We start from the raw sequence: 12,657 nt of genomic DNA, 5'->3' as shown, positions 1-12,657 counted from the left end.
TCCGCCTGATCGCGAGTAATTCAATGGCACACTCACAAAAAAGCATTCGAGATCACGTTAGAAACAGAAGTCAGCCCAATGTAGACAATCAAGTAATCTCTCAACAGCTAGAGGATTTAGTTAAGCCTTGTGTTTACAATCAGCAAGCTTACTATCGCTCGTTAGGAATGAGAGAAAGAATACTCAATCTACCATTAATGGTAGCAGCAGTTTTAACTCTGGTCTGGCGACAAGTACCTTCTTGCCGAGAACTTAATCGAATGCTAGCCAGAGAGAATCTCTTATGGGCAAGAGTAACCAAAGTATCTCAGCCAGCACTATCACAGAGATTACTGAATTTTCCGGCATCAATGTTCGAGAAGGTCTTAAATGATTTGTTAGTGCCATTGAATCAAAGATGGCAACAGCGACAAAAAAGGAAATCTCCTCTTGGGATTACTCAGGCGAAAAAGCATTTTGAACGAATTTGGATCGCTGATGCTTCAACACTAGAAGCTTTATTTCGTAAACTAAAGAGTCTTGAAGACCAGCCACTAGGTCAATTAGGCGGGAGAATTTGTGCCGTAGTCGCTCTTCAAACTCGATATCCAGTTAAAACTTGGTTCAACGAGCATCCTTACACCCATGAAAGCAATTTTCAGCCTCAACTGTTGGAATTCGTTCCTGCTCAAACCTTGTTATTACTTGATCGCGGATTTTGGAACTATGGTTTTTTTGACCAACTAATAATGAGTAAGTCTAATTTTGTGACTCGTCTTAAAGCGAATGCTAAATACAAATCGATCTCAATTCTCAGTCAATCCCAACATCATTGCGACCAGCTTGTTTGCTTAGGAACTGGTTATCAAGGTAATCCTATTCTCAGTCTCCGTTTGGTCGAGATTAAAAATGGTAATTGCTGGTATCGCTATTTGACTTCCGTACTTGACCCTAATGTTTTACCTCCCTATGTTGTTGCTGACCTCTATTGCCGTCGCTGGCGCATCGAAGAAAGCTTTCTTCTGCTCAAACGGTTGTTAGGTTTGAGCTATCTTTGGACTGGTTCGATTAACGGTATTAAGCTTCAACTTTGGGCTACGTGGCTTTTTTATGCCGTTCTAATTGACTTGTCTGATGAGGTTGCTGACGAGTTGACCTTGCCTATGAATTCTATTTCTGTGGAAATGGTTTTTCGTGGAATCTATCATTTTACTCAGGCATTAAATCGAGGAACTGCCACTGACATTATTGCCTATTTGACTGCACCTGAAAATCGAGATTTGGGGATAGTTAAATCCACTCGCCCAAAACGGGCTAGACCTCCTCTTGATTTATCTCCGAGTCCCTCTTGACAACTGGCTTTTAAGCTTAACTTGTCACCAATGGCTATTAGCTATTAGCTATTAGCTTTAAGAAAATCAAGGTTTTATGATACATTAATATCGAGGAGCTCTCTTGTAATCTTGTCGATATGAGCGCAAACCTCTTCTTTTTAATGCAGGATAATGTTCACCAATTGCATTCATAACTTGATATCCTCTAGATGTTCACCTTGTTGAAAAAAATTTTGCTCTCTCAAGATCATTAATTTGACAATACCGTCTGAACTCAAGTTAAAATTTATGCAGTTCAGACAATTTATGCAATTCAGACAATTTATGCAGTTCAGACAAAGGTTCGCTAAGAAGATTTTAGGCAAGCCAAATATATTTTTCCTGCATATCCCGAAAACAGGTGGATCATCGGTAGATCGAGCTTTGAAGTTGGCTTACTGGATAGACTACGCTCGCATCAACTCGATTTATGCCTATGATGCAGCAAAAACAACCTATCCCGAGGATAGTAATATTTCGACGGAAGATTATGTACACTATCTCCATCAAAGTATGACTGCTTATGAAATGGCAAAAGAAGTGAGCTATATTTCTGCACACGCACCTTTTTGTTCGCATCTTTGGGAGAAGTATCGGGATCGCTATCAGTACGTTACCCTGCTACGAAATCCAGTGAAGCGATATCTCTCTCATTACTTTTTCAACGTCTACAAAAAAAATGATGATTCTTATCGAATTAACGAGGATCTTGCTACGTTTATAGAAACGCCAAGAGGAAAAGGTTTAGGACATCTCTATGTTAAATATCTCGGTGGCGTGGCTTCCCAAGAAAACTATCGGTCGCAGGAGGCAGTTACCCGCGCTAAGGAGAATCTAGCTTGCTTTAGTGCAGTGGGAATTTTGGAAAATTTAGAAAAGTTTAAAGCTACTGTCAAACAAAACCTCGGCATTGCTTTACGAATTCCTCATACTAACAAGAATCCTGCTTCAGTCACAGAAACCGACCCACAAATCTTAGAGAAGATCGCTCAAATCTGTGAGCCTGATATCGCCGTATACGAGTACCTTAAGAACCAGTGTGGCACTGTCAAGTAAACGGTAGTGGAAATGTACCAGACTCTATTTTGATAGTCACATTTAACTAAATAATTAAATAATTTCTGAAAAGACTTGTCGGAAAAATAAATTCATGAAAAAAAGACGGTAGAAAAACTATATTTGAGTCAAAGATTATTGGTGGTATGTAATAATCAACTTGAGTCTGGGATGATCTAAAACTCTTCTTCTCTCCTTGGCTTACAATAAATAATCTTCTTGCCTAAAATCACCCCCTAAATTATCTTAATGAATCAGACAACTTTTGATAGATGTTGTAAGTTTCTTCGGCAACGTAGTCCCAATTCCATTTCTCAGCTACTTTGAGATTATAGTTCCCCATGTCCAAGAGTTGATTCTTTTTATCAATAGCACACTTCATTGCTTGTAATAAACCTTTTTCATCAGTTGAATCATAAAGAATAGCTCCCGAGTCATCTAATACATCGCTAAAAAATCCTACACGCGGTGCAATGCAAGCGCGTCCAAATGACATAGCCAGAATAGCTGCACCTGAAGTTGTAAATACCTGATATGGAAGTAAAACACAATCAGAGGCATTCAGATAAATCTGTACTTCATCATCAAGAACTCGTTCAGGTACCAATATAATGTTTTTAGCTCCCTGAATTTTATCTTTAATTAGTTCCTCTAATCGATCTGGTTTGGGTTGACCAGCAATCAATAAGGATATTCCATCCTGTGGCAAATACTTAAAAGCATCAATTGCTTCTAGAACTCCTTTATAGCGATATATATTTCCAAAAAGAAGAAACACTACATTTTCTGTAGGAATCCCCAGAGCTTTTCGAGCCTCTAATTTACTAACTTTGTTTTCATAAATATCGATATAGTTACCATGAGGTACTACAAATACTTTATTCTGATTCTCCAAGCTGAATGCTTTGGTAATTTCCTGTTTGACCGTATGAGAATGAGCGATTATAGCATCAATAAATTTACCAATAATGGCAGTATGCTGTGGAGGTATACTAATTTTGTCAAAATTGAATTTGTCATGCCATTCATGGACAGTCCATACAGTCTTGGTTCCGAGCAATTTCAATATAAATACTTGACTGATGAAGACGAAAAGCCTTATCCATCGAAATAATTGATTTCTGCTAATAATAAAAGGACGAAATAAGTGGAGGTGGAGAATGTCAGGCTTCTCTTGCCAAATAACTAGTGGGAAGAAGATACTACCTGTTGGGAAGAAAATACTCCTCTTTTGGCGGGACTCTTCTACCTGTACTTCTTTAGAGCTAAGATGGCTAGCTAATAAATTGCTATAAGGATTGTTTATCCATTGAGATAGGAAAATTACTCTTAAATTTTTCATTTCAATAAAAATCTCAAGATTACTTTGTTTCTTGATTTTACTTAGCTCTACTTTGAATTCGTTTACGTTTACTTTGAATGGCTGATTGCGATAGGTTAATAAATAACTATTTCAAGATTTGTCCAATCAAATCAAAGTTACTGGCTGCATCTTTCTTGACTCTGGGCAACGCTTCTTTGAGTTGGCTAGATACCTCATCCCGACATTTCCAAGCAGTACGGAGCTTTGAGCAAGCAAGATCGGCATCGAGGAATTGTTTAATAGAGATGAGTAAGCGGTTGTGAACTGACTCAGCCTCCAATACATCTGTCATAATCCCTTCAGCCTTAACTGAGTAGCCTATAACCATAGTACAAACACTGCTAGAAATTCCAGCGATCGCAGCATGCATTCTTTCCGCAATGAGCATATCACAGGCACTAATTAAACCTTTGAATTCAGAAGCCGAATGATCTGCACCAGCAAGATGAATTCGAGGCTCGAAACGAAAACTTCTGTATATATTAGTTGCTATGATGCGATCGTCATTATTGGGACGTAGATTTTGTGAATGAGGAATCAGCAGTACTTGGGCATTAAATTCATCCAGAATCATCTTAATGACTTGATGCCAAGTTTCTATGTGTTGCTTTTCACTCAAACCAGAATATCTGCTAATTCCCTGACTAGGTGCAATCGCTACAATGGGAAATTCTTCTGTAAGACCATAGGATTGAAGTAAATTAGCTATGTCTTCTGATGGTGGAGGTTCCAACAGAAATGCTGAATCAGCCGTATGTTTGACTAAATCTGTTGGCAGTTCTAAATCCTTAGTTAAATACTTATAGGAAACTCCTTCTCTAACTGTAATTAGTTTTGAAAGATGGGCTACTTTTAACCAAGTTTGAGCTTCCTCATTGGTTTTAAAAGCGATCGACTGACCCAAAAAGACGACTGGAACGCGAGCATGTAAGGCTAAATTTAAGGGACGTAGATGATAACGAAGCCCACCATAATCAGATGTAAATAAGTCACCTCCAGAAGCAATGACGACTGACGCTTCTTTAAATAGAGTGTATTCAGGTGCAAGAGACTTATTAAATTTAGAACTTTTAGCCTGTAATTTTTGCAACCAGCCTTGATAGTAGCTTTTTATATCAACCAAGTTTACTTTTTCTTGTGGTAATCGGATGCGATCGTAATCTGGTGTTTCAGTAAGGATATCTATATTTAGTTGGGGATTTCTTCTGAGTAGTTGCTCAACAGTAGTCTTAACTAATGCTTCGACACCCCGATTACGAAATCCTGTAACTCCTGTAATAATTGCCTTCAATTGTTACTCCTTTTGTGTATAAATCGGTAAAATTATTTTCCCTTTAATATTAGGAAGAAAATTATTTAACAACTAAAACTTCGTGAACATTTTTTCGAGGAGATTGCGCTACATTTAACTCTTCAGGTAGGTGACCGACTGCTATCATCATAATTACAGACTCTGAATCCTTAATGCCTGTAGCTTTTTTGAATGCTCGATCGACATAACGTTCAACACTCCAATTCAAACAACAAGTTCCTAAGCCTAAAGAATGAAGAGCATAAACAAGAGACATCGCGTACATCCCTCCATCAATCCAGCACTGATTTCGCTCTCCAATTTTTGTAAAGTTCTCTAAATCGGATACAACAACTAAAACTTTGCTAACTTGCTCTCCAAAACCTCGATTACCATTCTGATAGCTGAGGACTTTACGCTTATCTTCATCTTTACTAAATACATAAACTTGAGATGATTGACGATTGCACACAGAAGGAGTTTTCTGTGCCATTCTCACTGCTTGTTCAATCAGTTGGATATCAACTTCGTCTGGAGCAAAATGGCGGATACTATATCTAGACTGGAAGAAGTTTTGCAAATCGTGTTGAGCTTCTTTAAGTATGGACTGTTTACTTATTTTGATAATCCCACCTCTATCTGTAATATCTTCTTGACTAGAGATTTTGTCTCTCAGCTCGATCAATGCTCGATCGAGCAGATCGTATTTAAAACCATGCTCTAAGTTGAAATTATAGTAAGCAAACAGAGAGTTGAGTGTAATTTGTGCAGTTTCATCAAAACTATATTTTTCTATATACTTGGGTAGATTTAATAAGAGTCTTTGAATAACCTCCTGTCCAAAACCCACTCTTGGTTCTTTTAAAGCTAATCCCTTTTCAATACGATGATAGTCCATCGTGATTAACGCTCGAAGTTGGGTTTGAGTATTAACTTTGTTGTTAGCTGAGGACGATCTCAAAAATCGCTTGAGATCGTAGACATAGTTGGCAATGAAGTTTGGCATGAACATTATACGTCGCTGCCATTTTTTTAATGGAGACCACCAATGATGATATAAGTTATGTCTAACTTTTGGAGCGATCGCTTTTCGGACAAATTGCCTAATCAGAAACTTTAAGTCTCTTTCCTGACAATCAAGCAAACCCTGAAAAGCATTTGTAACACTAGATTGTATACCTTTTCTTAAGTTTTCCATATATAAGATGCTTATAGTTTTTCTAAAATCAATTGATATTTTATGGCCAATTTATTTTGCCAGGCTCTCCATTTTTTATTTTTTTAGTTGCCATTTCACGGTCTTGCATTATTAAACTTTCTTTAGGAACAAAATAAAAAAGTATCCTCAGCAAATTTGGATTTTTGCCAGATAATACCAGCTTTAATAACCATCTTCTAGAAAAATCAAGAGTGTTCTTATAAAAAATAGAAAAATTTTGTTCAGTAATTAGCTCATAACCAAAGCGTTTTGCGATATGTTGCCTAGATTTTTCAGAATAGAAGAATACATGACGACCAGAAAGTGGAGTTAAGTACCCCCAATCAGAATCTTGTGATTTATATAGTCCAGTAGATATGAATAGTATCTCTGGGTTACGTTTAAAAATATTCTCAATCTCTGTTTCTGGATTACTAAAATGTTCCAATACTTCAAAAGCAGTAATCATTTTGTAATTGTGAGTTAATCGATCTTCAAAACCAACTGCATAATGATTTCTTATGTACTTATCTAACAAATAAGCATTTAATCCTGCATCACGCATCATTCTTGTTAAAAGACCATCTCCACCACCCCAATCCAATATCATGTCAGATGATGATAAGCCAAATATTTTAGCTACCATGTAAACAATTGACTTTAGGTTTTGACATCTTGATACTGTTGCGATATCAGGGATTGATTTGCAGCCTTCATATGCTTCATCAAGCCAGTATGGAGCTTCCGTTTGCAAAGATTCACATTGGTTACAGTGAAAGAATGCTACTTCATATTTCTGAATGAGCTTTTTTGAAAAAACATAAGTTGCTGCCCCACTACACAAACGACATTTAATAGTTTTCTTCTGCATTATTGAGTTCATCATGATTGAAAAAATTACAATTACAAATTTGAAAACAAATAGTTTGGCTATTCAAGAAAGGTTTCTATAGTTGTATATTTTTTACTTCCTTTGTACTAACTAAAGTCGATTTTACTAAGTTCAAAACTTGTTGGAACAGTCTGGGTTGGAAAAAATGAATCATAACCACATATACTACAGAACCCACCAAGGCACAAACAGTTAACAATACATACAAATTTAGCCAATCACTAAAAAAATATTTAATTGCAAAAATAACAAAAATCATTCCTACTGAACTACTTATAGGAGTAAGTAATTGGGATAAATATTGTTTTATTTCAATGTTAATTAACTTGCGTACTAGCCACAAGTAAATAGGTAAAAATAGATAACCACGAATTACAAAAACAGCAGCAACTGCTACAATTCCCCACCTAACTACTATGGCAAAACCAATAACATTAATAATCATAGCAAGAAAATTTACTATTAAATTCCAAAATGGCTTACCCATTGCCATGATAATATTATTATTGAAGTAGGATATCGAATGAATAATACCGATCAAAGATAAAATTCGCATCACTGGAACAACGGGTAGCCATTGTTTTCCAAACACAATTATCACCAACTCAGGTGCCAATACAGCCACAACTAAGAATGAAGGAAAGGAAACGCAACTAGTTAGCAGAATGAGTTTGTAAAATATGGGTCTTAGTCTTTCAGGTTCTTGCTGTAGCTTTGAAAATACAGGTAGTGCAACTTTGCTAGTAACACTAGTGAATAGCTGCAACATTACCATTAGCAAGCGATAGGCAACAGTATAATATCCTAAAGCAACTGGACCTAGAAAATAACCAATTAATAAGTCATCAGAGCGACTGTTACCGAAGGCAAGTATATTAATAGCAATAATATTGATTCCAAAATCAAATAATTCTCTAAAGTGTTTTTGAGAAAAATTTAATCTTGGTCGCCAATCGCTAGCCCACCAGAGAACTAGAACTTTGATCAAACCATTAACTAACTGTTGACCGACCAAACTCCAAACTCCAAAGCCCATGAAAGCCATAGTTACGCCAACTATGCCACCAGCAGATACGGCAGCTAGTTCTCGCATTGCTAGGGGTTTGAATTCGAGCCTGCGTCGAAAGATTGCTTCCTGAACACTACTCAGAGCAATAAATAAAAAGCTTAGGGATAACCAGCGAATTATAGGAGTTAATTCTGGCTGTTTGAAGAAATTAGCAACTAATCCAGCAGCAGCAATGCTGAACCCTGTTATCACCAAGCCCATAACGATATTAATCCAAAAAGTAGTATCAAGATGTTCTGGTTCAAGTTCTTGACGTTGGATAATTGCTGTAGAAAATCCCTGGTCAAGGAAAACCTGTATAAAAGCTAAGAATACCCACGCTGAAGCTACTAAACCAAAAGCTTCTGGACCAAGCAGACGGGCAAGTAGGGCAAAAACTAGAAAAGCGATGCCTTGACTTCCCCAACTCTGAATTGCCGACCAAAACACACCTTTTACCGCCTTTTGTTTTAAACTCATATTACAGAATGCTACTTCATTAAGTATCTTTTTTTACTGGGGTTTAAGCTAATATTATGTATTGAAAATGTTGAATGTTAATCGATAAAGATGATAAGCAGACCAGCAAAATAGTAAAAATATTCTACTTTATTATTCTTAATAAAACTATCTAACGTTTCTATCAAATTTTTCTAAAATAATCAAGCTATTTTTAAAAGGTTTCCCCAAAAATGATTACCTAGCATTTAGATACATTGTTTTATTTATTTTGTATAGGCGATCATCTACACAATTCTCGTCATTATTGTATTGGTGGCTTAAATAAACAGAAAAATACTCCAACGGACTATTAGAACGAGTAGCATCAGTAGTAGCGTTCAATGGATTTAATCAAACAGTAGAAATCATCAAGAAGACAACCACAGCACAAATACCCAAACGACAAGTGGCAAAATTAGTGCAAAAAAGTGCTTGTGACTTTGACGAGTTCTAGCAAGCACAACAAGCAAAGTCAAAGTCGGGAGAACAGACGGGAGACATCCTGGTCATCAGTGTCGATGAAAGGGTGTGGTTATGCTTCAATTTGTATATGTTTTATAGCATTTTTCAGGTGAGTGAGGTACAGTTTTAAAAGTTGAATCGTGATTAGTTATCCATGAAAGCATACTAGCTCGATCTGAGACAAAAAATCATTGTGCAATCGCTCTTACTAAAACAACTTTATCAATCAATTAACGATTGACAGAATATTGTGTTTTATTTGTAGTATAGGGTTTCTGAATGTAAGATATAATGAGCTTTTCTTAGGTTGGAGGTCATAATGATTACCGATATTCTCGATATAAGCGAGCAAACGAAGCTCAAGGGGCAAGCGGTTGTAGTCGGTTCGGGAATTGCGGGTGCTGAGGTAGCAGTACACCTCGCACGTCATGGACGAGAAGTGATACTTATCGAAAGCGGACGTGACCAATTCGAGCCATCGATCCAGGCATTAAACGATGTCATATTTGCAGGCAAACGCCATCGCGAATTAAATCCCAACTCCTACTACCATCAATATTTACCACCTGAGCTACGTGGAGTCAGTCGTGTGCGTCAATTCGGTGGCACGAGCAACGTTTGGACGGGCAAATGGAAATATTTACAATCCTCAGATTTTGAGGCAAGACCTTGGGTTGACAATAGTGGGTGGCCAATAAGCTTCACCGATCTGTTGGAACATTACCGTTCTGCTGGCAAAGATTATGGTTTCGGCGATTTAGAAGCAGAAGCCATGCGTCCTGAAATTGTGGCACTTCGAGCCAAGATTGCTGCACACGGTTTGAAAATGAGCAGTTTCTACTGGGAAGAGACACCTACACGCACTGCTGTGCGATTTGGCGAAGAAATGCGTCGCTTGAAAAACTTGCAGGTTGTACTGGGCGCGACTGTAACTGAATTGAAGCTCGACGATTCCTGTCAGCGCGTAACAGCGATCTCTTGTAGCTCTTTAGAGGGTCGAGAATTAATTGTAGAAGGGGAGACAGTTATCCTGGCAGCAGGAGCTTTTGAAACCGCACGTATTTTATTGGCTTCTAATAGCCAACTTCCTGATGGAATCGGCAATGCCCACGATCTGGTCGGACGTTTTTACACCGATCATCCTAAACATCATACAGGATCGCTACGACCAGGTTCTCTAGCTCAAGAATATGCCCAAGAACTGCAATACGCGCCAAAACCACGTTTTTGTATCTGCTTTGCCCTTGATGATGTAACTCAGCAAGAGCAAAAATTGCTCGAACACGTTTTATACCTACAGCCGATCTATGAGAAGCCACTGGAACGTTTGTGGCGAAACTTTCGGGGTCGTCCTGCCTATCGGGATGATAATGACTCTATTTCTACTTACCGAGTTAAATTTGTCACCGAGCAAGCTCCACACAAAGGCAGTCGCGTTAAGCTGGCAAAAGAACCAGATAAACTCGGCAAAAAAAAGCTAGAGGTTGACTGGTGCTTCACCGATCAAGATCGGCAATCTATGGAGAAGACGATAAAACTTTTGACCCATCGATTCGCCGAAGCTAAACTTGGAACTTTTGAATTTGGAGACGATCCGCCAAATTTGGAAACTATGACCGACGCAGCCCATCAAATGGGTACTACTCGCATGGGCAACCGACCCGAAGAGGGTGTTGTCGATACTAACTGTCGAGTGTTTGGTACTGAAAATCTATACGTTGCTAGTTCAGCCGTGTTTCCCACTGGACCATCTTACTCGCCAACCTTTACAATTCTGGCACTCGCACGTCGCCTCGGTCAGCATTTGCTTCAGACCACATTAGTAAATAAGTAAATTAAGTAAGGCTCTTTATTTCTTACCTGATGTTGTTAAATTAACAAAGTTCCAGAGTTGTTCGTATAATTGTGGCTCAAAAAATTTGATGCACAAAGCATAAACTAACATTCCCATCGATGTTCCTACGATTATTAACAATGGTAAATTAATGACATCTAATAAAAAGTGTTTAACAATTAAAATAGCTACCACCATGATTCCCGAACTAGCTAAGGGTGTAACAAACCGTCTTAAATAATTCATCAACTTAATTTTAATGAATTTATTCACCGCCCACTGACTTACGGGAAACACTAGATAGCTGCTGATGACATAACCTGCTGCTACTGCAATAATGCCCCATCTAACTGCAATCAAACAAGCAATTAGATTGGCTGCTGCATTAAATAAGCTAACTTTAACAGTCCAAGAGGGTTTGCCCATTGACACAAATACTGATTTGTGAAAATGAGAAAGTGATAGCACTATACCTTCAAGAGCTAAAATTTGCATTGCTCCAATGGAAGGTATCCATTGCTCCCCAAATAAAGTTACAGTTAACTCTGGTGCAAATACTACTACGCCCAGATAAGTCGGAAAAGCGATGATGCTAGTAAACTGAGTTGTTTTATAAAATAATTGGCGAAAGCGTTCTGGATCTTTTTGTAGCCTAGAAAACGTTGGTAGAGCTACTTTATTAGTTGTTTTTACTAATAGCTGAGTCATTATTTCTAGTATACGATAGGCGATCGCGTAGTAACCAAGAGCAACTTCGCCTAAGAAATAACCAATTAGCAAATTATCAGCACGTTTATCAAAAAACTTAATAAATTTGAAGGCTAAAACATACATTCCAAAACTGAATAAATCTTGAAAATGTTTTAAAGAAAAACGTAACTTTGGTCGCCAATCAACCTCACTCCACATGACCACTAAGGAAACTAATTCTAAAGTAATATTTAGAGCAACTAAGCTCCAAACACCATAACCAGCAAAAGCCATGCTAATTCCTACTATACCACTTATTATCGTAGCTAATAGCGATCGCAAAGCAATAATTTTAAAAGCGAATTCTCGCTCTAAAATTGCATTATGAACGTGACTAAAAGAATTAATAACAAACAATAAAGATAAACATTTTAAAATTGAAATTAGCTTGGGCTGATCGAAAATATTGGCAACCAAATCAGCAGAAAAAAAAGTAACTCCCATAAGTAAGATACCGAATCCTACCTGACTCCAAAAAGCAGCATCTAAGTGTTCTGGCTCTATGTTTTCTCGCTGAATTAGAGCTTTAGCAAATCCTTGTTGGCGAAAAATTTGCATAAAAGCTAAAAAAACATTAGCTAAAGCAATTAAACCAAAAGTTTCTGGAGTTAATAATCTAGCTAACACTAAAAATATAAATAGTGAAAAGACCTGACTGCCTGAGTTTTGAACGATAGACCAAAGCAAGCCTTTAAATGCTTTTTGTTTGAGATTCATGAAATTTTACTCAATGCCAGAATATATAAATAAATAAATTGCAGCAATTCTCATTTTGAAAAAAAGAGGCAGAAACTTTGCTGCAAAAATTTGCGGCAAAAAAGAAAAAAGACGAATGAGTTATCGTATTATTTACGCTAACTAAGATGAATAGGGAAAAAATCTTAATTAACAATCAAGAAATATTTGTACA

Annotated in this window: 9 protein-coding genes; 3 read left to right on the top strand and 6 right to left on the bottom strand. The window is 37.4% G+C overall.

What is annotated here, in order from left to right:
* Positions 1-1,331: IS4 family transposase (locus H1P_RS23950; protein ID WP_222427204.1), on the top strand; the 1,331-nt coding region annotated here is incomplete at its 5' end.
* Positions 1,332-1,601: 270 nt separating this feature from the next.
* Positions 1,602-2,408: a sulfotransferase family 2 domain-containing protein gene (locus tag H1P_RS23945; RefSeq protein WP_144872076.1), complete on the top strand. Its 807-nt coding sequence runs from the start codon at positions 1,602-1,604 to the stop codon at positions 2,406-2,408.
* Positions 2,409-2,649: 241 nt separating this feature from the next.
* On the opposite strand, the gene H1P_RS23940 is transcribed toward H1P_RS23945, so the two are convergent.
* From H1P_RS23940 to H1P_RS23920, 5 genes are all read right to left on the bottom strand, one after another.
* Positions 2,650-3,750 carry a glycosyltransferase family 4 protein gene (locus H1P_RS23940; RefSeq protein ID WP_144872074.1) on the bottom strand — a complete coding sequence of 367 codons (1,101 nt, stop codon included), beginning with the start codon at positions 3,748-3,750 and terminating at the stop codon, positions 2,650-2,652.
* Positions 3,751-3,856: 106 nt separating this feature from the next.
* A complete protein-coding gene (locus H1P_RS23935; RefSeq protein WP_144872072.1) occupies positions 3,857-5,062 on the bottom strand; it encodes a polysaccharide pyruvyl transferase family protein in 1,206 nt (401 codons plus the stop codon).
* A 61-nt stretch (positions 5,063-5,123) separates the two neighbouring features.
* Positions 5,124-6,260 (bottom strand): nitroreductase family protein, encoded by a 1,137-nt coding sequence (locus tag H1P_RS23930; protein ID WP_222427203.1) that lies wholly within the window; start codon positions 6,258-6,260, stop codon positions 5,124-5,126.
* 40 nt (positions 6,261-6,300) lie between these two features.
* Positions 6,301-7,146 carry a class I SAM-dependent methyltransferase gene (locus H1P_RS23925; RefSeq protein WP_144872070.1) on the bottom strand — a complete coding sequence of 282 codons (846 nt, stop codon included), beginning with the start codon at positions 7,144-7,146 and terminating at the stop codon, positions 6,301-6,303.
* A 61-nt stretch (positions 7,147-7,207) separates the two neighbouring features.
* A complete protein-coding gene (locus tag H1P_RS23920) occupies positions 7,208-8,680 on the bottom strand; it encodes an MOP flippase family protein (RefSeq protein WP_144872068.1) in 1,473 nt (490 codons plus the stop codon).
* 922 nt (positions 8,681-9,602) lie between these two features.
* On the opposite strand from H1P_RS23920, the gene H1P_RS23915 reads away from it, so the two are divergent.
* Positions 9,603-10,997 (top strand): GMC oxidoreductase, encoded by a 1,395-nt coding sequence (locus H1P_RS23915; protein ID WP_342799612.1) that lies wholly within the window; start codon positions 9,603-9,605, stop codon positions 10,995-10,997.
* A gap of 15 nt (positions 10,998-11,012) precedes the next feature.
* On the opposite strand, the gene H1P_RS23910 is transcribed toward H1P_RS23915, so the two are convergent.
* Positions 11,013-12,464, bottom strand: a complete 1,452-nt coding sequence (locus H1P_RS23910; protein WP_144872064.1) for a lipopolysaccharide biosynthesis protein — start codon at positions 12,462-12,464, stop codon at positions 11,013-11,015.
* Positions 12,465-12,657: the final 193 nt, after the last annotated feature.

Origin of the sequence: Hyella patelloides LEGE 07179, assembly GCF_900659865.1 — a bacterium.
In the GTDB taxonomy this organism is placed as follows: Bacteria; Cyanobacteriota; Cyanobacteriia; order Cyanobacteriales; family Xenococcaceae; genus Hyella; species Hyella patelloides.
The sequence above is the reverse complement of the archived record's forward strand: the minus strand, read 5'-3'. Positions and strand labels throughout refer to the sequence as shown.